General features: G+C 40.7%; 18 protein-coding genes. 12 read left to right on the forward strand and 6 right to left on the reverse strand.

Going from position 1 to position 22,647, the window contains the following annotated elements; all coding sequences use genetic code 11:
• Positions 1–7: 7 nt before the first annotated feature.
• The 5 genes from CL667_07300 (at position 8) to CL667_07320 (ending at position 7,325) form a co-directional block, all read left to right on the forward strand.
• Positions 8–1,777, forward strand: coding sequence for an SLC13 family permease (locus CL667_07300; GenBank protein ID MAL17501.1), 1,770 nt, complete (start codon positions 8–10; stop codon positions 1,775–1,777).
• A gap of 14 nt (positions 1,778–1,791) precedes the next feature.
• Positions 1,792–2,565, forward strand: coding sequence for a 3'(2'),5'-bisphosphate nucleotidase (gene cysQ / locus CL667_07305; protein MAL17502.1), 774 nt, complete (start codon positions 1,792–1,794; stop codon positions 2,563–2,565).
• 44 nt (positions 2,566–2,609) lie between these two features.
• Positions 2,610–3,518: a sulfate adenylyltransferase subunit CysD gene (locus tag CL667_07310; protein ID MAL17503.1), complete on the forward strand. Its 909-nt coding sequence runs from the start codon at positions 2,610–2,612 to the stop codon at positions 3,516–3,518.
• Between the two features lie 61 nt (positions 3,519–3,579).
• Positions 3,580–5,514, forward strand: coding sequence for a bifunctional sulfate adenylyltransferase subunit 1/adenylylsulfate kinase (locus tag CL667_07315; protein MAL17504.1), 1,935 nt, complete (start codon positions 3,580–3,582; stop codon positions 5,512–5,514).
• A 131-nt stretch (positions 5,515–5,645) separates the two neighbouring features.
• Positions 5,646–7,325 (forward strand): peptidase M1, encoded by a 1,680-nt coding sequence (locus CL667_07320; protein MAL17505.1) that lies wholly within the window; start codon positions 5,646–5,648, stop codon positions 7,323–7,325.
• Positions 7,326–7,329: 4 nt separating this feature from the next.
• Here the strand turns inward: CL667_07320 and CL667_07325 are convergent, their stop codons facing one another.
• The 6 genes from CL667_07325 to CL667_07350 form a co-directional block, all read right to left on the reverse strand.
• The gene (locus CL667_07325; protein MAL17506.1) at positions 7,330–8,316 is read right to left on the reverse strand and encodes a cytochrome C; all 987 of its coding nucleotides are present in this window, start codon (positions 8,314–8,316) and stop codon (positions 7,330–7,332) included.
• A 123-nt stretch (positions 8,317–8,439) separates the two neighbouring features.
• Positions 8,440–8,973 carry a methyltransferase gene (locus tag CL667_07330; GenBank protein ID MAL17507.1) on the reverse strand — a complete coding sequence of 178 codons (534 nt, stop codon included), beginning with the start codon at positions 8,971–8,973 and terminating at the stop codon, positions 8,440–8,442.
• A 147-nt stretch (positions 8,974–9,120) separates the two neighbouring features.
• Positions 9,121–9,870 (reverse strand): MBL fold metallo-hydrolase, encoded by a 750-nt coding sequence (locus tag CL667_07335; GenBank protein MAL17508.1) that lies wholly within the window; start codon positions 9,868–9,870, stop codon positions 9,121–9,123.
• Positions 9,871–9,972: 102 nt separating this feature from the next.
• Complete coding sequence (locus tag CL667_07340; protein ID MAL17509.1) at positions 9,973–10,416, reverse strand: histidine kinase; 444 nt, start codon at positions 10,414–10,416, stop codon at positions 9,973–9,975.
• Between the two features lie 77 nt (positions 10,417–10,493).
• Positions 10,494–11,432 (reverse strand): alpha/beta hydrolase, encoded by a 939-nt coding sequence (locus CL667_07345; protein MAL17510.1) that lies wholly within the window; start codon positions 11,430–11,432, stop codon positions 10,494–10,496.
• Positions 11,429–11,620, reverse strand: coding sequence for a hypothetical protein (locus CL667_07350; protein ID MAL17511.1), 192 nt, complete (start codon positions 11,618–11,620; stop codon positions 11,429–11,431). The genes CL667_07345 and CL667_07350 overlap by 4 nt, the downstream gene beginning before the upstream one ends.
• Positions 11,621–11,782: 162 nt before the next feature.
• Between CL667_07350 and CL667_07355 the strand changes: the two genes are divergently transcribed.
• The 7 genes from CL667_07355 to CL667_07385 all read left to right on the forward strand — a co-directional run bounded on the left by CL667_07355 (position 11,783) and on the right by CL667_07385 (position 22,641).
• A complete protein-coding gene (locus CL667_07355; protein ID MAL17512.1) occupies positions 11,783–13,018 on the forward strand; it encodes a manganese transporter in 1,236 nt (411 codons plus the stop codon).
• 2 nt (positions 13,019–13,020) lie between these two features.
• On the forward strand, positions 13,021–13,776 hold the full coding sequence (locus tag CL667_07360) for a lactam utilization protein LamB (GenBank protein ID MAL17513.1): 756 nt from the start codon (positions 13,021–13,023) through the stop codon (positions 13,774–13,776).
• Positions 13,754–14,452, forward strand: coding sequence for a hypothetical protein (locus CL667_07365; protein MAL17514.1), 699 nt, complete (start codon positions 13,754–13,756; stop codon positions 14,450–14,452). The genes CL667_07360 and CL667_07365 overlap by 23 nt, the downstream gene beginning before the upstream one ends.
• Entirely contained in the window at positions 14,449–15,369 is a 921-nt protein-coding gene (locus CL667_07370) for a KipI antagonist (protein ID MAL17515.1), read from the forward strand. Before CL667_07365 ends, CL667_07370 begins: the two co-directional genes overlap by 4 nt.
• 153 nt (positions 15,370–15,522) lie before the next feature.
• Positions 15,523–18,372: a hypothetical protein gene (locus CL667_07375; protein MAL17516.1), complete on the forward strand. Its 2,850-nt coding sequence runs from the start codon at positions 15,523–15,525 to the stop codon at positions 18,370–18,372.
• A gap of 3 nt (positions 18,373–18,375) precedes the next feature.
• Positions 18,376–19,977, forward strand: coding sequence for a hypothetical protein (locus tag CL667_07380; protein MAL17517.1), 1,602 nt, complete (start codon positions 18,376–18,378; stop codon positions 19,975–19,977).
• A gap of 102 nt (positions 19,978–20,079) precedes the next feature.
• Positions 20,080–22,641 carry a hypothetical protein gene (locus CL667_07385; GenBank protein ID MAL17518.1) on the forward strand — a complete coding sequence of 854 codons (2,562 nt, stop codon included), beginning with the start codon at positions 20,080–20,082 and terminating at the stop codon, positions 22,639–22,641.
• Positions 22,642–22,647 lie beyond the last annotated feature (6 nt).

The following is a 22,647-nucleotide window of genomic DNA, read 5'->3' on the forward strand; positions in this document are numbered from 1 at the left end:
ATTGCTTATGACTATTGAGGGGCTAATAGTTTTAGGTATAATTCTAATATGCTTAGTACTGCTTATAAGTACTGCTATTTCGGTTGATATAGTTCTTTTCGGAGGACTTGCATTCATATTCATAGCAGGTATTATTCCTGCCGATCAGGCACTTTCTGGATTCTCAAATGAAGGGATGTTAACAGTCGGGGCTTTATATATCGTAGCAGCAGGTCTAAAAGAAACTGGAGCAATACAGTTTATTGTCCAAAAAGTAATGGGGAATGCAAGAACGGTAAAAGCAGCTCAATTAAGGATTATGAGTCCTGTGATGATCATGAGTGCTTTTCTAAATAACACGCCAATTGTAGCCTCATTTATACCTGCATTGGAGCGCTGGAGTAGGATTTCAAAGATACCGGTCTCAAAAATATTTATACCTCTTAGTTATGCGGCTATTCTAGGTGGAACCTGTACCCTTATTGGGACAAGTACAAACCTGATTATCAACGGGTTGTTAATTGATGAAGCATCAACCCAATCTATAGGAATTCTAGAACCTGCTTTAATCGGAATTCCATGTGCAATAGTTGGCTTTATTTATCTGCTTATATTTGGTGACAAGCTATTGCCGGTCCGGGGTTCCAGTATGGATACATTTAAGGATCCAAGAGAATATACCATTGAGATGATTGTGCAGGATAATGCTATTCTATCAGGTCAGACAATTGAGGATGCAGGTCTGAGAAATCTACCCGGCTTATTTCTAATTGAAATTCAGCGTAATGGCAGAGCTATACCGGCGCCTGGTCCTTATGAAAAACTAAGAGGGGATGATCGGTTAATTTTCACCGGAATTGTTGACTCCATTATAGATTTGCAACAGATCAGTGGTTTGAAACATGCTACAACCCAGGTTTTTAAGCTTAACGCGCCTCGTAATGAACGGCAGATGATTGAAGCGGTCGTTTCTCGTTCCAACCCATTGATGGGAAGAACGATAAGGGACGGTAATTTTAGGGATCGGTATGATGCGGTCGTTTTGGCGGTTTCAAGAAGTGGGGAAAGGATCAATGAGAAAATCGGTGATATCACTTTGAAAAGTGGTGATGTCTTACTTCTTGAAACACTCCCAAATTTTGTTCAGAAATACCGAAATTCGAGTGATTTTTATTTAGTGAGCTCAATTGAAGACTCTTCTCCGGTAACCTATGACAAAGCTTGGATTGCAGGATTGTCTTTAGTAGCCATGGTATTGCTCGCAGCAACAGGTGTTTTAAGTATGCTTCAGGCGGCTATTGTAGCAGGGGGATTGTTACTAGTAACCAAATGTTTCAGATACTCAACTGCACTGGAAAGTGTAGACTGGCGCGTTTTAATCGCAATCGCCTCAGCTTTAGGCTTGGGAAGCGCACTGGACTATACAGGAGTCGCAGAACATCTCGCAGCTAACTTGTTATCGCTTGCTGGGGACAATCCTACATTAGCTCTATTGTTTACGTATTTGGCAACTTGGATTCTTACCGAGATGATTACAAACAATGCCGCAGCTGTCCTCCTATTCCCAATAGCAGTATCTTTGGCAAACTCACTCGGGGTAGACTTTATGCCTTTTGCTATGGTAATGATAATAGCAGCATCCTCTAGTTTTTCAACTCCAATTGGATATCAAACTAATTTGATGGTTTATGGTCCTGGAGGATATAGATTCACTGATTTTACAAGAATCGGGCTCCCATTGAATTTGATCATAGCAACAGTAGCCGTATCTTTGATTCCTCATATATGGAATTTTTAAACAAAGATAGGTGAATGCTTAATCAAGTCATTAAGACAGCAGAGAAAGCGGGAAAAAAGATATTAGAATTTTATGAGACGGACGTGGAGGTAATCACCAAAGAAGATGACTCTCCACTAACAAAAGCCGATCTCGCAGCTCATCATATAATTGTAGACGCACTCAAAGAAATTGATCCGGGAACTCCCATCATTTCTGAAGAATCCGGCCTTCCAAGCTACGAAGAGCGTAAAGAATGGACTAAGTTTTGGTTGGTTGATCCACTGGATGGTACTAAGGAGTTCATCAAGAAGAATGGCGAATTTACCGTCAATATTGCTTTAATAGAAAACCAAAAACCGGTTATGGGTGTGGTTTATGTTCCTGCTTTCGATGTTATGTATTATGCAGAAAAAAGTATAGGGTCTTTTAAAAAGGAAAATGGAAAAGAAGCAGTTAAGCTAAACAGTCCTGCATTTGAAGCACCCGGTAAAGCACGTATTGTGGTGAGCCGATCTCACGGTGATGACCAAACCGCGAAGAAATTATCTAAACTTGGAATAGAGGTCAGTGAGGAAGTGCCTTCCGGAAGCTCTATTAAGTTTTGTTTGGTGGCTGAAGGTAAAGCAGATTTATACCCACGCTTAGGACCAACCATGGAATGGGATACCGGTGCAGCCGATGCTATTTACAGGTATTCTATTGATGGAGGGGAAAAGTTCTCACCTTTGGTTTACAACAAAGAGTCCTTAAAAAATCCTTATTTTCTTTTAGGAACAAATACCAAAACAGATTTAGAGAGTCTATAGAACTCGGAAATTTTTATAAAATCATAAATATTGACATCAGTCTAATGAGTGAAAAAAGAACGCATTCACATCTTAAAGAATTAGAAGACGAAGGAATTTATATAATGAGGGAAGTGGCTGCTCAGTTTGAGCGACCTGTTCTTCTTTTTTCTGGAGGAAAGGACTCGATCGTAATGTTTCATTTAGCATTAAAAGCCTTTCATCCGGGTAAAGTACCGTTTCCTTTAATGCACATTGACACGGGGCATAATTTCAAAGAGACCATCGAATTCCGAGATAAATTAGTTGAGAAGTACGGAGTCGAATTAATTGTAGGAAGTGTTCAGGATTCTATTGATGCCGGTCGTGTTGAAGAGGAGACGGGGCCTGATGCCAGTCGTAACGCCCTTCAAACCACAACACTTTTAGATACACTTAAAGAACATCAGGTTGATGCTGCATTAGGTGGTGGCCGTAGGGATGAAGAAAAAGCTCGTGCTAAGGAGCGATTCTTTTCTCACAGAGATGTATTTGGCCAGTGGGATCCAAAAAATCAGCGTCCTGAGTTGTGGAATATGTTCAACGGAAGAAAAAATCCGGGAGAAAACTTCCGAGTATTTCCGATAAGTAACTGGACTGAGATGGATGTTTGGCAATATATAGCCCAAGAAGAAATTGATATTCCTGAGCTTTATTTCTCACACGAGCGAAAGGTTTTCAATAGAAGGGGAGTTTGGTTAGCTGATACAGACTTTGTGAATCGTATGGACGAAGAAAAACTGGAAACCAAAACAGTCCGGTTTAGAACTATTGGTGATGCTACTTGTACAGGGGCTGTACTTTCAGATGCTTCAAATATGGAAGAGATTATTCAGGAAGTTGCTTCAGCACGTCAAACAGAGCGGGGTAATCGCCACGATGATAAGCGAAGTGAGACGGCCATGGAAGATCGAAAAAGACAAGGGTACTTCTAGATTGCCAAATACACATCAAGCCAGACCATCAAAAGAATATAAATTACTTTAAAGACGAGAAATGAGTTCAAATAACGGCGATAAAAACAATCCAAATACAGATAATAAATACCTTGATATGGATATGCTCCGGTTTACTACAGCCGGAAGTGTGGATGATGGAAAGAGTACATTAATTGGGAGACTTTTCTATGATTCTAAGTCGATTTTCGAAGACCAGATGGAAGCTATCGAGAAATCGAGTAAAAGCAGCGGGGAAGAAGATGTAAACCTTGCTTTGTTAACAGATGGATTGAAAGCGGAGCGTGAGCAGAAAATCACCATCGATGTTGCTTACAGGTATTTTGCGACGCCAAAAAGAAAATTCATTATTGCTGATACACCGGGGCATACTCAGTATACCCGAAACATGGTGACCGGCGCTTCGACTGCCGATTTAGCTATTATATTGGTAGATGCTTCAAAAGGACTTTTAACTCAGTCACGCCGTCACGCATTTATATCTTCTCTTCTTCGAATTCCACATTTGGTAGTGGCTGTGAATAAGATGGACTTGGTAGATTATGATGAAGAAGTATTTGATAAAATAGTCAGTGATTTCAGAGCTTTTGCTAAAAAGTTAAATGTAAGTAACGTAACATATATCCCTATTTCTGCCTTGAAGGGGGATAATGTGGTTGATAAAAGTGAAAACACCGAATGGTACAACGGCTCCACATTATTACACCATTTAGAGACCGTTAAGGTAGATGCTTCAGATAATATTGTGGATTTTCGTTTACCTGTTCAATATGTGATACGCCCAAATCAGAATTTTCGTGGATTTTCAGGAAGGATCGCCTCTGGTCATATTCGTCCCGGTGATGAAATCAAAGTATTACCATCAGGTTTAACTTCAAAAGTAAAAGAAATAGTAACCAGGGATGAGAATCTTGATATTGCCTATCCGGGTGACTCCGTAACTCTAACTATTGAGGATGAAATAGATATCAGCCGTGGGGATATGATTGTTCGCAAGAATAATGTGCCCATGGTAAGTAACGAGCTTGAGGCTTATCTCTGCTGGATGAATGAAAAAGATTTGGAGCTTAACAAGCAGTATATACTCCAGCATAACACTCGCACGGTCCAGGTATTTGTTGAAGACTTGATCTATAGAATTAACGTGGACTCATTAAGCCGTGAAGATTCGGACTCTTTGAGCCTGAATGAGATTGGTCGGGTTAAGCTTAAGACAAGTAAGCCTATTTTCTACGATCCATATCAGGTCAATCAAAAAACAGGAAGTTTTATCATCATCGACCCTGCAAGCAATGTGACTATTGGAGCAGGTATGATAAGAGCGGGTTCAACAGAATCGGGCACCTCTGATGAAGCAGATGCTGAGGCACTAATAGATAAATCTTCCGGACGTAAGAAATCTCCAAACGTAGTTTGGGAACCTTGGAACATTCCACGCGAACTTCGCGAAAAAAGAAACGGTCATAAATCTAAAATTATTTGGTTTACGGGTATTTCCGGTGCTGGCAAAAGTACTATAGCTAAAGAAGTTGAAAGGAAGCTCTGGGAAGAAGGGAAACAAACCGTGCTTCTCGATGGCGATCAGGTTCGTCACGGACTCAATGGCGACTTAGGGTTTAGTGCTTCTGATAGAACGGAAAATATCCGTAGAGTAGGCGAAGTAGCTCGTTTGTTTTATGAGCACGGAAACATTGTGTTGTGCACCTTTGTGTCTCCTTACGTGAAGGACAGAGAAGAAGCCAAAGAATTGTTTCCGGACGGAGAGTTTCAGGAAGTTCATATTAAATGTGATCCTAAAACAGCCCAAGAAAGAGATCCAAAAGGTTTATATAAGAAAGCTGAAGAAGGTGAGATTACCGGATTAACAGGTTATGATGCTGATTATGAAGCTTCGGATAACCCTGCCTTAACAATTAATACAGATGAACTTTCAGTTGAAGAAGCTGTTGAGAAAATTCTTGAATTGATGTCTTAAAAAAAATTCATTTTTGTTTTTAAGAGCCAAGAGGCAGTCATACCAGACTGCCTTTTTTGTTACATTAAGTAACTGGCCGATAATGACTTGGCAAGAATTATCTGAAATAACAATCATGCAAGTTTAACAATATGAATTTTAGTTTACTTAGTTTTGGTCGTCTCATATTTCTTGTGATTGTCATTCTCGCCTTTAGTTTAAATTCGCTTAATGCCCAAATTTTCACCCCTCAAACCGAATTTACTCGTCAAGATACTCTTCGGGGTTCAATTACTCCGGAAAGGGAATGGTGGGATCTGACGTACTATCACCTGAACGTTAAAGTGGATATAGCGGATAGTTCTATTTCAGGTTCTAATCTAGTGCAGTATAAAGTGCTGAAGCCATTTCAGGTGATGCAGATTGATTTGCAGGAGCCTATGGAGATATCAAGAATTACACAGGCCGGGGAGTCATTAGATTTTGAGAGAGAAGGAAATGCCTTTTTTATTTCCCTAAACCAAAAGCAGGTTGAAGGGGATGTAAATCAAATTCAAATTAATTTTTCAGGAAAGCCAACGGTGGCGGTTCGGCCGCCTTGGGATGGTGGATTTACCTGGACTCAGGATAGCAATGGAAACCCCTTTGTTGCAACTTCAAATCAAGGAATTGGAGCCAGTATTTGGTGGCCAAATAAAGATCATCCTTATGACGAAGTTGACAGCCTGCTCATCAGTGTAAATACACCGGATTCATTAATGGATGTTTCCAATGGCCGACTCCGGGGAGTTGATGAACTTAAAAACGGGACTAAGACGTGGAATTGGTTCGTTTCAAATCCAATTAACAGCTACGGAGTTAATATTAATATCGGTGACTATGTACATTTTAGCGAAGAGTATGAGGGTGAAAAGGGTACTTTAGATCTGGACTATTATGTGCTCCGTGAAAACCTCGAGAAAGCTAAAGAGCAATTCAAACAGGTAAAGCCAATGATGGATGCTTTTGAGTACTGGTTTGGCCCGTATCCTTTTTATGAGGATGGCTATAAACTAGTAGAAGTCCCTTATCTTGGCATGGAGCATCAGAGTTCGGTCACTTATGGCAATGGATATGAAAACGGTTATTTAGGACGAGATTTGAGCGGTTCAGGATGGGGGTTGAAGTTTGATTTTATCATTATTCATGAAACCGGTCATGAGTGGTTTGCCAATAGTATTACCTATGCAGATGTTGCTGATATGTGGATTCACGAGGGTTTTACCAACTATTCGGAGAGCTTATATTTGGATTATCACTATGGAGAAAAGGCGGCTAACGAATATGTTCAGGGGCTTAGATTAGGTATTCAGAATGATCGACCTCTGATTGGAACTTACGGAGTGCATCATGAAGGTTCAGGAGATATGTATAATAAGGGTGGGAATCTTTTACATACACTTCGGCAAGTTGCAGATGACGATTCTTTATGGAGGGCAACACTGCGAGGGCTGAATAAAGAATTCTACCACCAAACCGTATCAACCCAACAAATAGAAGATTACATAAGTGAAAAAATTGGGTTGAACTTAGATCCGGTTTTTGATCAATATCTCCGAGATATCCGAATTCCAACTCTGGAGTATGCCTATAGAAATGGAGAGCTGAACTTTCGCTGGGGGAATGCGGTAGAGGGGTTTAACCTTCCGATAGATGTGAATTTGAATGGTAATGAAGTCAGGCTGCAACCAACCACTTCATGGCAGAGGTTAAAGGTTGGGTCAGTTGAATCCCTTAAACTCGCCGTTGACCCAAACTATTATGTAAGCAGCTTCAATTTACTTGCTGAGTAAGAAATTAATCTCCAGCAGGCGTAAACTTAGTTATGAGATTCTCAACCGGAGTGGCAGTTCTCAGATAAGCATAAATAGCTTTAAGTTCATCTTCCGACATTCTGGAATACATACTCCATGGCATGGATGTATTAAACTGACCGGCTGAGACTTCATGAAATATAAATGTAGAATCTGCATACTCCTTAAACCGGTCAACGAACTGAGCTTCAGTCCATGAGCCAATACCGGTATTCATATCGGGACTTATATTTGCAGTTCGTGTAATACTTCCATCCTCCATAAGAAACTCCATGCCTCCGGCAAAGGTCATTCCCGGTATATCAGCACCTTGTTCTTTGGGGGTATGGCAGTCCATGCAACTCGCCGTAGTTACTAAATATTTACCCCACTCCACAGGATCACTTTTGTCAGGTTTAGCATCCGAAAGCTCAGCTTTGGCGGGTATTGTATTTATGATGAAGTTCATCGGGAAAAATGATTCAGATGCCGGGACTTCATTTTCGACAGGTTCTAATGTCCTTAAATAAGCGATTATAGAATACACGTCTTCCTTGTCCATTTGTGCATAATTTGGATAAGGCATAATGGGGAATAGGGCTCGTCCATCTTTTCCAACACCAGATGTAATGGCTCGATATACTTCGCCATCAGTCCAGTCACCTAAATTTGCAGGAGTGAGGTTTGATGCATAGTAATTGCCCGGAAAGTTTTCTTCTACACCAAATCTATTCCCACCGGCACCGAGCATTTCGCTATTTATGGGATGGGTGAATTTGGACTTTTCCTGTGGGGAATGGCAATGCATGCAAACTGCTACATTATTAGCAAGATGCTCACCTCTTTCTATACGTGCTTCAGTCTGTTCGACTTGAATCTCAGGAGCAGGTCCAACATTTGGAAGTCCGTTCGAAACATAGATCAATAAAACTGAAACCGCAGTTATTAAGACAAAAAATGTGACCCCTAATACCATTAAGAACTTTTTCATTGCATTTATTATGTAGTTAGAGAAGCTTTTGTATCCCGATTATTAAACAAACAGCCTCATAGGTTGAGCCTAATTTGCATAATTTTTCTCTAATAGTCTACAGGGCAATAAGTTAGGGTAAACTCAAATAGTGAAGGTGATATGGCGGCCGTCGATATCCAGTTTTTTAAAACCAAACTCTTTTCTCATCCACTCTAATGTATCAGGGTGATAGAAGATAACATGCGTTTCGTCACTTTTGTAATACCAGGCGTGAAAATCGATATCATCCGTATAAATATCAGTCTTAAGAAAAAGAGCACCACCGCTTTTAAGCATTTTTTTTAGGTTGGTGAACTCTTTATGAGGATGATGAAAATGTTCCATAACCTCACAACTCACGATATAGTCATACTTTAAACTCAGTACATCAGGGTTATTGTCAAAGAAAGGGTCGAAGGTATTTATGGTGTAGCCTTGGTCGATAAGCATTTTAGTGATCACGGGACCTGTCCCAGAACCGAAGTCTAATCCTAAAGAGTCTGGTTTAAAAGCCCCCATAATTTTTTCAACCAGTGGAGATACAAATTCCTGATAGCGCGGGTCTTCCACATTATTGTCATGACTTTCATACCGAAATATTTCTTCTTCGGGAGTTGGGTAGTCATTTATATCCATCAAGATTGCCCGGCAGTTTTGGCAGCGATGGTATTGCCGGTCTTCCTTTTCATAGTAATAAAAGGGATCTGTTTTGGAGGAACAGAGTGTACACTTCATAATACTTTTTGAAGGAAGGTAGGAGTTCCTTCCTTCATATGTTAAGCCCTATCTTGGATACCAATTCTTGAGTCGCACTTCGATATCTTTATTTCCAGCATCAACCAGCTTTTTAAACTCTTCGATATCTTGTCCGCGGTGGTGATAAGGGTACACGATGGTCGGTTCAAAATCTAATACCGCATCTGAGGCTTGATTAATATCCATGGTGTAGGGTAAGTTCATACAAACAAAGGCCACGTCAATTCCTTCAAGATTACGCATTTCAGGAATGCCTTCTGTATCACCGGAAACGTACACGTCTTTACCGCCCATACTCAGCACATATCCATTTCCCCAGCCTTTTGCATGCCGTGCGCCTTCTTCCGGGAGATTATACATAGGAACGGCGTTGATGGTGATTCCTTCATACTCCATGCTTTCGCCATTTGAAATTACTGTAGTTTGCGCGAGATATTCTTCGGGCATTTCGTCTGCAACAGCTTGGGGTACGTAGAAAGAAGTGTTAGTCGTATTCAGGCTCGCGAGCGCCTCTGGACTTAAATGATCGCCGTGTGGATGAGTTATGAGTATGACATCCGGTGCTGGTTTTTCATCATACAAATTAGCTGAACCCCATGGGTCCATGTAAACCGTTTGTCCATTCCATTCAAAAATTACAGTTCCGTGTAGGACAGGATGGATAACCAAGTCACCCTGCTCCGTTTCAATCCGATCCGGATCATTATTTAACTGAGCAAAGCCCAAGCTAAAAGTTAAAAGCGAAACCAGAACTACGAAGATGAAATTACGAAGCATGTTTATGGGATTAATTAATATTCAATTTTCAAACTAAAGAAATGGAGCTAACATTCATGTCGGTATTGAACATCAACCCAATGATACTAGATATTCCAAGAACTAGGTTGGGTATCCACCGCCACTGCCGATATAGCTTCTCAGCGAATCGATCTCGGATTTTTGATTAGCGATCACTGTTTTAACAACATCACCAATCGAAATCACTCCCACAACCTGCTCATTGTCCAACACCGGCAGGTGACGGATTTTCTTATTTGTCATGAGCTGCATACATAGGTTCACAGAGTCGGTGGGTTCTACACAAATAACATCCTCACTCATGATGTCACTTACAGGAGTGCTTTTTGAAGTACGTCCTTTCAGGATTACTTTATTCCGATAGTCACGTTCAGAAATAATTCCTTTTAACTTTGAATCTTGTATAACCAGCAAAGCCCCAATGTTATATTCCGCCATCTTTTCTATGGCTTCAAAAACTGTACTTTCAGGACTTACTGAAAAAATATCCCGGCCTTTTTGATTTAGAATTTCACTTACTTTCATACCTTCCTCCCTTTATTTTTGGATGGTTTACTCTAATAAAACCATTTTTAGGGAATAAGCAAATGTTTGGGTGTGCTTCAGGAACCCTTAGCGTCAAGCCAATTGAACACTTCTTCAAAAGCGAGTTCTCTAACTTCTTTTGTAGAGAGGAATATATCGTGGATGGCATGGGGGATTTCAACTAGATCTACTTTTGGCCCCAATTCTTTCCCATAGTATTTCATGTGTTCTACATTCAGGACCATATCGGTCTTAAGAATCTCATCATCCCAGGTTGTGTTTTGGCTGGATTTATCTGAGTGAAGTACAAGGATGGGTTTATGAATGTCAGAGTTTTTATGAAGTCTTTTTTGGCCGGTATAGATTGCGTGAACCCACTTCAAATAAGCAGGGAACCCATTTAAAGGTTTCCAGTCTGTATTAAAATCCCATTCCCCTTTTTTCTGTTTTGAGATACTTGTCCCATATAAATGCGAGAAAGGTTTTTTCTGGGAGGCATAAGGAGAAATAGCAGATATCAGTCCCGTTAGAGGCAGGATAACTGCTCTTTGCCACGGTTTCATATTAAACTGGAAGAAGGGCGAGTTGAGGATGAGTTTATCTACTAAATTCCGGTTTTGGCCTTCATTCAAATATAAGCTGTTTATTAAACCACCTGTAGAATGGCCAAGCAGTGTTATTTCAGTATCATATTCTTCTTTAATAATCTGCAAGGACTTGTCAATCTCCTCATAGTATTCGGTAACAGATCGGCAATAGTTAGGATGCTGATGAGATAATAACGAACGCCCATACTTCCTTAGATCCAGAGCGTAAAAATTATAGTTTTGTTCGTGAAAAGCATTCGCTACATGCGCCTGGAAAAAATAATCGTTGAAACCATGTATGTATAGAATCGAAGGCTGATTAGGCTGATTATTTATAGACTTAAGAAGAGTCGCTATGACTCTTCCCTCATAATCTTCTTCACACTCAATAACTTGCTCAGTAAAATCACTTAAAGAAAGGGTGCTCATAGAATTTCTTTCACTCTTCCAATCTGCCCATCTTCCAGACGAACTTTAATTCCGTGAGGGTGGGTCGATGATTTTGTTAACACATTCAGAATAATACCCTTGGTAATTTTACCTGATCTTTGATCCTTTTTGAGTACAATACCAACACTCATGCCGGGTCGAATATTTGCTTTGTATTTTCCGTCCATCTGCTCTAAAAGCTACCTGATAGTTTAACGTTTATTAAAATAGTGAATTTAAGGAAAGCTATAATATTTGATAACTTCTGCTCTAACATTACGGATATTTCTATTTGTTTAGAAGCGTAAATCCGTTTGGGATTTTAGAAGTTACATACTATATACCGAGCCATGAACAATCCACTAAAAAAATACTTTGGACCCAGCACATTAGTGGCTGCAGCATTCATTGGTCCCGGCACAGTAACCGTATGTACGCTGGCCGGAGTTAGATCAGGTTATGTACTGCTTTGGGCTCTTTTATTTTCCATCATCGCGACTATTGTTTTGCAGGAGATGACCGGTCGGTTGGGCATCATTACGCAGAAGGGATTTGGAGAAGCCATTCGAGAGCAATTGGGAAATCCCTTTTTGAAGATAGCCGGGATGTTAATGGTTTTGAGTGCAATTGTAATAGGAAACATTGCCTATGAAGGGGGGAATATCTCCGGAGCTGTTTTAGGCTGGGAGGAGTTTTTTGTTGGGCTTGATATAACGCTTCTTGGATTTGATATCAGGTTAACGTCAATGTTAATCGGCTTAATCGCTTTTTGGCTTTTGTTTTCAGGGAGTTTTAAAAGGATTGTAAATGTGATGACAGTTCTGGTAGGATTAATGAGCATCGTTTTTGTAACAACTGCCGTTGTCATTCAGCCGGATTTAAGTGCCATTCTAAAAGGACTTTTTGTCCCCGTCGCTTCTCCCGACGAATTCCTGACTGTTATTGCTCTTATCGGAACCACGGTAGTTCCCTATAACCTGTTTTTACACGCCTCAACGGTTCAAGAAAGGTACAAAAGCTATTCTCAGCTTTCAGATATGCGTATTGAAAATGCGGTCGGGATCATTCTTGGCGGTACCATTTCTATCTGTATTGTGATTACAAGTGCAGCAGCTTCTGATGGAACACTTACAGACATTAAAAGTGCTTCAGACATGGCGCAACAACTGGAACCGTTACTTGGAAGCTGGGCAAAAGTATTTATGGGTATCGGGCTTTTTGCAGCGGGAATTACATCAGCTGTAACAGCGCCTCTTGCTGCAGCTTATGCAACTAAAGGTATTTTGGGCTGGAAGAATGATTTGAAATCTGTAAAGTTCAGAGCAGTCTGGATGGTTGTATTGTTTGCCGGAGTTATATTTTCTGCTGTGAGTTTTAATCCTGTTCAGCTCATTGAATTTGCCCAAATTGCTAATGGAATTACGCTTCCGGTTATCGCGATTTTCCTTTTATATATAATGAATAAGCCAATGCTGTTGGGTTCCAACAGGAATTCAACCCAACAAAATATAATGGCTATTATTGTGATCCTCGTTACGATTTTAGTTGGATTCAGAAGTCTAAATTCAGTCTTTAATTTTCTATAGTTATGATTACCAAGATAGATCTGAACTGTGATATCGGTGAATTTTATGGAATGTATGACGATGAGCGTGATTCCAAGATTATGCCTTTCATCTCGAGCTGTAATATTGCTTGTGGCTTTCATTCAGGTGACCCGGTAACTATTGCTAAAACCATTAAGCTTGCACTAAAGAATAATGTCTCCATTGGTGCACATCCATCTTACCCGGACCTGCAAGGCTTTGGTCGGCGTATTATGAATTTGTCGGCGGATGAACTGGAAGCTTGTGTACTATATCAAGTTTCGGCTTTAAAGGGGATGACCGAATCTTTAGGAGGCACACTTCATCATGTAAAACCACACGGGGCTCTTTATAATCATGCAGCAAAGGACGAGGAAACAGCTTTGGGAATTGTAAAAGCCATCGTTCAGATTAAGGAGGATATGCTGATCTATGCCCCGGCCAATTCTGTTCTAAGTGAAGTTGCAATAGATGCCGGACTGAAAGTTCGGAGCGAAGTCTTTGCAGATCGAAGATACGAAGATGACCTGAGTTTGAGATCTCGATCTTTGGAAGGAGCTGTCCTTCACAATAAAAAAGAAGTTTTGGATCAGCTGTCCGGATTCTTGAAAGGCACGGTCAAAACATATGGTGATTTAGAACTTCCGATAACCGCCGAAACTATCTGCCTTCATAGCGATACCGAGGGTGCGGAAGAATTAGCTCAGGAAATCCACGATTATCTGGAGAAACAGGATGTCGAAATCACTGCATCTTAACGGAGGAATTTGGACCGTTTCAGAGCTAGGAGAGCAAGCTCTGAGCCTAAAGTCAGACCGGTCTGATGTCCAAATCGAAAGTATTCATCAGGCTGTAAACATACTTGAAGAGGCTTCTATTAATGGTGTGGTTGATATTATCCCATCCTTAGAAAGTATTGTGCTTGTCTATGACCGACTACTTGGAGAAATAAATAAAGAGCTGCAAACTATAGAAAAAGCATGTGCTGATATTTCAGCCAATTTGAATTCGCCCCAGATACATGAAATTCCGGTGTGTTATGAATTGGGATTGGATTGGGATGAAGTTGAAGGTCATACCAGTTTAAACCGTAAGGAAATTATCGAACTTCACACCTCAGGATCTTATACCGTTGCAATGCAGGGATTCATACCTGGCTTTCTGTACCTGTCGGGATTGTCTGAAAACATTGCTTGCCCAAGAAGAGCCGAGCCGAGGACTAAAATACCTGCAGGATCGGTAGGGATTGGAGGAAATCAAACCGGGATTTATTCGCTGGAAAGTCCGGGTGGTTGGCAGATTATTGGTCAGACTCCATTATCTTTTTTTGATGCTTTACAGGATCCACCGACTCAAGTTAGGGCTGGAGATAAGGTCAAATTCAATAAAATATCTGAAGAGGAATTCCAGAATCTAAAAGGGTATTCATCATGAATGGAAGCTTGGAAGTATTGGATGGGGGGATGCTTACAACCGTTCAGGACGCTGGCCGAGTTGGATACCGAAATTATGGAGTCCCGGTTTCAGGGGTGATGGACGACCACGCGTACAGCTTAGTGAACTGGTTGGTGGGAAATGAGGGGGATGCTCCAGTTTTAGAAATGACCATTCAAGGAGGCCGTTACCAGTTTAACTCTGATGCAATTATTGGGTTAAGTGGAGGAGAGGCAGAGATAACGCTTAATTCTGAACAGAGAAAAGCCAATGAGACTTTGGTTGTCCATTCTGGTGATATACTCAACATCGGGCAGATAAAAAAAGGATGTCGTATCTATTTAGCCATTCGCGGGAACTGGGAAATAGAAAAAGTAATGAGTAGCTACTCAACTTATATCCCAGCATCATTTGGAGGGATTAAAGGGAGAAAGCTCAAAAAAGGTGATCTGTTAAACTGGCAAACAAAAAGTCTTGATACTGAAGTCCGCGAAGTTCCTCAAAAGCTCATTCCATACTTTTCATCAAAGCAAAGAATACGATTAATCGAAGGACCAGAGTGGCAGTGGTTGCCTGAAGATCAAAGGGCAAAGTTTTTAGCTACTGAATTTGAGATTTCAAGCCAGAGTAATCGAATGGGGATACGGCTGAAAGTTCAGGATGGCTTTAATGTTATAGAGAGAGAAATGAAATCGGCTCCAGTTGTTCCTGGAATTATTCAGCTACCAAAAGGAGGAAGTCCCATAGTTTTGATGAAAGACGCACAGTCGGTAGGCGGCTATCCCAGAATTGCTAAAGTTATAGATGCTGATTTATGGCGCTTAGGTCAGGTTTGGACTTCGAATAGATTAAGCTTCAAGATGATCAGCATTAAAGAAGCCAAAAAACTCACTGCTATTCAAAAGAATAGGCTATAAGAAGTAGATTATATAAAAATGTGAAAAAGGGCAAAATAAAATTGCATATATAAAGTATACCTAGCATATTAAGCATGAGTCATAAAAGCGCTTTTTATAGTTCTTATGGCAAGATGCATATAGATTAATTTTCTAAGACCTGATATTTAGACAATGAAATTAAAGCCAGAGCTGCTCAAAAGAATCGGTTTTATAACAGTGCTGAAACATTTTGTTTGTTTTGTGGGAATCCTTTTGGTTCCCTTTTCTGCACTGAGTCAAGGTACGGGGATAATTAATGGGGTGGTCGCAGATTCTTTAACAGGCGAAGAGATTTTTGGTGCTAACGTTTTTATTACCGAAATATCTAAAGGAGCTGCTACAGATATTAATGGTGAATTTGAAATAGCTAACATTCCTGTTGGAAGCTATGATATGCGCATTTCATACCTGGGGTATAAGACAAAATTTGTTGAGGTGACGGTCACGGAAGGATCAGAAACAACACTCAGTATTGTTTTAGAAGGTGACTTTGTACAAGGGGAAGAAATTCAGGTATTAGCACAGGCTGCAGGGCAGGTTGCGGCTATTAAGGAACAGATGAATTCAAATACAATTGTAAATGTAGTTTCAAAAGAAAGACTCGCAGAGCTGCCTGATCAAAATGCTGCTGAGTCGGTAGCCAGACTTCCCGGAGTTTCAGTTCAGCGAGATGCTGGGGAAGCATCTAAAGTAGTTGTTAGGGGTTTGTCGCCAAGGTTCAATTCTATTACTGTGAATGGTGTAAGGATGCCGGGAACGGAAGGAGATCGTTCGGTAGATTTAAGTTTACTTCCTTCTGACGTATTGGATGGTATTCAGGTTTATAAGGCTCTAACCCCTGATAAGGATGCTGATGCTGTAGGTGGAACGATTAACTTATTAGTGAAAAGAGCTCCCTCAGAATTCAGGGGAAATGTTAGTGCCGAGACGGGTTACAATGATATTCGTTCTGAACTTGGACAATATAAGTTTTCGGCATATGGTAGTAATCGCTTTTTTGATGACAAGTTGGGTGTATTGGTCTCAGGAAGTATTCAGCGAGCTAATCGTGGGTCAGAATTATTTGATATAGATCCGGAATGGAACCAGAGCGATTCAATTAATGTGATAAATAATCTGAATTTTGCAGATAACTTCCAGGTAAGAGATAAATATGGATTAAGCACCAGTCTTGACTATCAATTTAATGATGCCAGTGAAGTTTCTCTCTCTACTCTATTTGGAAGAACAGATCGGGATGAGCAAAGATATCGAAAAAGGTATCGGGTAGGTAATACCAGAACTGAATACGATGCCAGAGACCAGGAGAGGTATGAGCTACTGTATACCAATGTATTAACTGGTCGTCACGAACTGAATAATTTTGAGGTAGATTGGCAGGGAGCTTATTCATTCACCTTAGCTAAGCAGACTTTTGGGAATTATGCCCGATTCTATGAAGTAGGAGCTTATGATAGTGGGTTAGATGAAACGGACGTTGATGACATAATTGCAAAGGCGAGAAATAATTTAGATGCGACCTATTTCCTCTATGGTACAAATGATCGGTATAGGAGAACAGAAAGAGATCTGACTGTTTCAGGAAACTTAAAATATAATTTCCAGCTTAATGAAAACCTGAATGGCTACTTGAAGGCGGGTGGTAAGGTTAGGAAAAAAGACAAAGATAGTAACGACAACTCGGTACAAACAGACTTTAACGTTGTAAGTGAGATAGGGCAGGCTAATCCCGATAAATTTGACTTGTACAACGATACACACATTGCGATAAGTAACTTTATAAATCAGGATTATAATATTCCTAACATTAATGGGTATTCAGTACTAAGTCCAGGATTGGACATGGGCGGCCTCAATGATTTTTATAATACTTATTCGGATTTCTATGGGCTAAATCGTTTTGTGGAACTGGAAGATTATGAGGCTGGTGAAACAGTTAGTTCTGCTTATGTAATGGGGGAGTTAGAAATTGGTCCCAAGGTTACATTTCTGCCGGGTGTCAGGTATGAATACGTAGAGACATTTTATGAAGGAAACGTAGGTAATTTAAGAGGAAACCTCGGAGAGACTGGTACTATTTCAGATACAACTGGTGGTCAAAATTATGGGGAGATTTTTCCTCAGTTTCACTTAAAGGTAGCTATTGTAGAAGGAATAGATCTGCGGTTTGCCTACACACATAGCCTGTCAAGGCCGGATTATAACAATTTAGTGCCCTATGAACAGATTAATGAACCTGAAAGGCAGATATCGAGGGGTAACCCAAATTTAAAGCATTCAAAAGCTATCAATTACGATGCTTTTATTTCATTCTATAACAGCCGATTTGGTTTTTTTAGTGCAGGTGTATTCTATAAGGAAATTGAAGACGTAGATTACCTCAGAACTACGAGGATTACGGAGGGAGATTTTGCAGGATATGAGTTGACTTCACCAGTAAACGCTGACGGAATATCAACAGTAAGAGGAGTGGAATTTGATTTACAGACAGATTTTAAATTTTTACCAAAACCACTTAATGGGCTTATACTGTCAACAAACATTGCGTTTATTAAATCCGAAACTTTCTTCCCGGTTTTAAAAATTGGGCCAAGAAGTCCCGAACCTCCGTTTAGGCCAACAATTATAGATACGGTAAGATCAGGTAAGCTTCCCGGGCAGCCAGACGTAACCGCTTCATTTACTTTGGGATATGAAATTGGGCTTTTCTCGGCTAGGGCATCATTAGCTTATCAGCAAGAAATTTTAGAAGAATTAGGTTCTTCAGAACCGGTAGATCAACTCTCCAGGGGATTTAGTTTTTGGGATATCAGGGTAAACCAATCTTTTGCGACACTACCTAACCTTACGGCATTTCTGAATGTCAACAACCTCACCAGTGAAGTAGAAAGAGATTTTATAGGAGCCGGAAGTACACGCCTGAATACACAAAATTTTACTTACGGGTTAACCGGAAGTATTGGAGTAAAGTATAAGTTTTAACAAATGCTTAATTGCATTATCAACCAAAAAAAAGGAGCGATTATGACAATCGATACTAATAAACTAGTCACAGTTATAGGGGCATTTCTGTTTTGTATGACAGTGCTCTTATTACCTTTACAAGAAGCTTACGCGCAGCGTACGGTTACGGTAGAACCCGGAGTGGGCACGCTAAACGAAGCCATTGATAGTGATACGACTGCTACTGGTGCAAGAACGGATTCAAGTACAGTGTACGTATTGGAAAGCGGAGGCACTTACCTGCTCGATGGAAGTATTGAGCACAGAGGGTTTCACCTTACTATTGTTGCTGAAGATGGATGGACAGAGCGCCCAAGACTTATTCCAGCAGTTGATGAAGGTGGAGGTTCAAGCCGGGCTTTTAGACCAAGAGGAAGTCTGACAATTAGAGGCCTGTATGTTACCAACGAAGATGAGTTGGGTGGTTTAAATACACGAATCATTAGGGTAAGTGAGAATGATGTCACCATTAGGGTAGATAATTGTCAGTTAGATAAAGACGGGCAGTCTGGTTTTCGAATTGACGGTACTGGGACTCGAATTTTTCTTACAAACTCAATTGTGAGCAATATTGGTACATCTGCAAGTCCTGATAATGGCCGTGGTATTGATGATCGTGGTAACCAAATTGATACTCTTTGGTTCGAGAATAATACCTTCTATAACATTACCAGTCAGATTATTCGTGACGGTGGTGGAGGTATAATTAACTACGCTCACATCAACCAGAATACAGCTGTGAATATTGGTAACAATTCTGCTTTTGAGTTAGGCCCTATTGTTGAAGGGGTAATGACTAATAACATGATCGTGAATGCTTCTTTCTATGGTCATAACACAAATTCAGAGGATCCTCATTTAGCTGTTGTAAGTCTTAAAGAATTAACTCAAAGTGAGACTGATTCACTGGGTGCACAGAGCTTTATGGCTAATAACAATAATGTGTATTTAGCCAGTGCCATTGTAGATGCTTATCCAGATTCAGTAGAGGCACCGGTTAATTTCAATGCAACTGCTCAGGCTTTTGTTGATGATCAGGGAAGTGCATCTACCTTTTTGAATGAAGATGTTTCATTCACAGATGGTCCGGCTGTTCCTTCCGATGTAGTTACCTCATACTGGACAGATCCAGACAATGAGTCTCCTCCTTCGTTTCCTGTAGACGGCGAACCATTTGACTTTGGATATGCAGATACCTTCGACTCTTACACAGGTGGTACTTCAGGTCAACAGCTTGGTTCATTGATCTGGCATGGCGGTATGACGGTAAGCAATGAATTTGAAGAGCCGGGAAGCACCTCACCTCAGGCATTTCAGTTGAACGGTAACTATCCAAACCCATTCAACCCAACCACTAATATTTCTTTCAACTTAGCTGAAGCCGCTACTGTAAGCATTGATGTATTTAGTGTGATTGGTCAGCGTGTAATGTCAGTTCCTGCTCAGAAATTGAGTGCTGGAACCAATCTGAATATTAAGGTTGATGCTTCAAGCCTTACCTCCGGATTGTACATTTACAGAGTAACCGCTAATTCTGCTACAAACAGTTTTGTGAAAACAGGCAGAATGACTCTTATCAAGTAGTACATCAAATTAGATACCAAGAAAAATAGCTGAAGGGCGGGTGAAATAGCCCTTCAGTATTAAATTGTTCTCTCACTCATGCATCAGAAGTCAAAAAAGAATTTGTATAAAAGCTACCAGGGTAACTTCGGTTTTTTGGTTTGTATTCTATTTCTACTCACATCATGCCAAATAACAAATCAACCCGAACCAATATCGTTTGAAAGCGAACCTTACTTCTTTGATGTCGGCGCAGCTGAGGCAGAGCTTTCTGATGATGCAATTCCACTTACCCCGTCATGGACTTATTCTGAAGAAAATGGATATGGCTGGTTAAGCCAAAACAGTGGTGAAAGCTTTTTTCACGAGGGGTGGGAACCATCCAGGGATGCTTTTTTAATTGACGGTATTTCAGGAACAGAGCTAAAGTTTAAAGCAGATATCCCCAAAGGAGAGTGGTGGGTTACCGTTTGGTTTGAAGCAGGTCTGGAAGACTCAAGCACGGCAGTGGTTATGGCAAATGGAGAGAATATTACTCCTGAACTACAAACGTTTACTCCAAATTCAGAGGAAAGGGAGAGTATTCAAAAAATATATCGTGTAATCCAGCGAAAGGTGGTTATTGAAGATGATGGGTTACAGCTGGATTTTATTGGGAATGAAGATGCATTCCGTCTGCTAGGATTTTCTATGATTCCAAGTTCAGAACCGAAAGGGGCGGCTGCTGAAGTTTTTGCAAAACTAGAAAACGCTGGAGTCTATGACAGTGAAAGAGAACTTGAGCCACTCGTTCAGGAACTGGATGAATTAGCTCAACAGGAAGAATATGAGAACTTTGCCACATTTTGGAAATTACAGCTTCAGATTCTCCAAAAAGCAGAAAAATATTTCTGGTACAGGGGGTGGAGTAAGTACACCGAGAAGACTGAGTTAGGCCTGTTTGATCATTTACATCAAACGGTGATGCTTTATGATGGTCTTCTTAACTATTCTGGTGCAGAAGAAAACCCTTTATATGAGCGAGAGCTTTGGTACAGAGGCCGTTTGTTGTATTGGTTATGGCTGGAAAGAGGAATCCACTACGAAAAAGATGCAGCTGAAAGAGATTTGGCAAAGATGCTGGAGCTTCACCCCCAGGATGAGATGGTTCGGATGTATAACGGGGAGCAGATAGATAATGAAGATCCCTTTGATGGAATTAATAAACCTACGAATGCTCCTGACTGGGCTTTTGCGCAGTGGGAAGTTACCAACCGGCTAAAACATATTGCCGACTGGTGGGTGCTGGAGCAACAGGATGAACGCGGTGAATTTGGCGGGAAATACGGCGATGATGTAGAAATTCTTCGCTTTTGGTCACCCTTGATTCTTTCAGGTGACTCTGTGGTGTATGAAGGCTGGAAGAAACTTGCTGATGGGGTATGGAATAGCTCAAAAGTCTATAAGGGCTATGCGAAAAACCCAAGTGATGTTGAGCATTCCTCCGAGTTTATTTCGGATACTGCACCTTTAATGGTTTTATATAATGATGATGACAGGTATGAAGAACGGTTGTCTTATTCAGCCGATTACTTCAAAAACCTTTGGACTGGTTTTAACGATAATAACCATCGTTTTTTTAAATCCTCCTGGTTTAGTTCAACTGAAATAGAAATGGAGCCTCCAAAGAACAGGGATGTTCCTTATACCACTCGTGCTGCAAAAGCAGTTCGCTATTATGCCTGGAAAACGCAGGATGCTTCCACTTTAAAAGCTCTTGAAGAATGGGCGGATGGCTGGTTAGCTGTTTCCCAACAAACAGACAAAGGGAAACCAGTGGGTATTATTCCAGCCTCTATTGCTTTTCCATCCGGAGAATTTAATGGGAGTGAAGACAACTGGTATACGGCTAATATGTACTGGGATTATTTTGACTGGAGTGGAGGAAGTGCCATTCTGGATCAACTGCTATTCACCTGGACGATGACCGGAAATGATAAATACCTGACGCCTTTCATTCAGCATTTAGATTTGGTTTCAAAGTATAGCGGTGATCTCAATAGTTCACAAAATCAGTTTGAAGAAGGTTCTGAAGGCTGGGCGGCTCATCAACTGGGCAACAGTGACGGATTCTGGAATGTAGTTGGGACCTGGCGATTGCTTACCGGTAATAATAAGTATGATAAACTGATTATTGAGCACGGCACGCCCTTCATAAAATACAGACTTACCGGAAATACCGGCTTCTTGGTGGAAGGAATTCAACCCTACCTGGAAACCATCCGTTACAATTATCCACTATTTACTACTGAAGCCATCCATACCGATCGGATTCATATCGGTCCGGGGAATGCCCGGGAAATAGGCATTGTCCAGGGCATGGTTACCGGGTATGGCATAGCTGAGAGCTCGTCTCCTTACATAGCAGTAAGCTGGGAAGATGCCAGCCGGGATATCACTTATTTAGTTACCGATAGTGATTCCACCAGGCTTGATGCAGAGCTGTTCTCCTTTTCAGAGAAGAATGAAGGGCTAACCATGCGTTCATGGCAACTTTCAAAAGGGAGCTACAAGCTTGAGTTAACCTCAGAAGGGGAAACTATAGAGTCCCGAGACATTACCGTAAATAAGGGCGGCGATAGATTCCGTTTAGAACTGCCATCTAAACAGTTAGTGAAAATTTCCATTCAACAAACTTCTAAATAAACATAG

The organism is Balneola sp. (assembly GCA_002694685.1).
In the GTDB taxonomy this organism is placed as follows: Bacteria; Bacteroidota; Rhodothermia; order Balneolales; family Balneolaceae; genus Gracilimonas.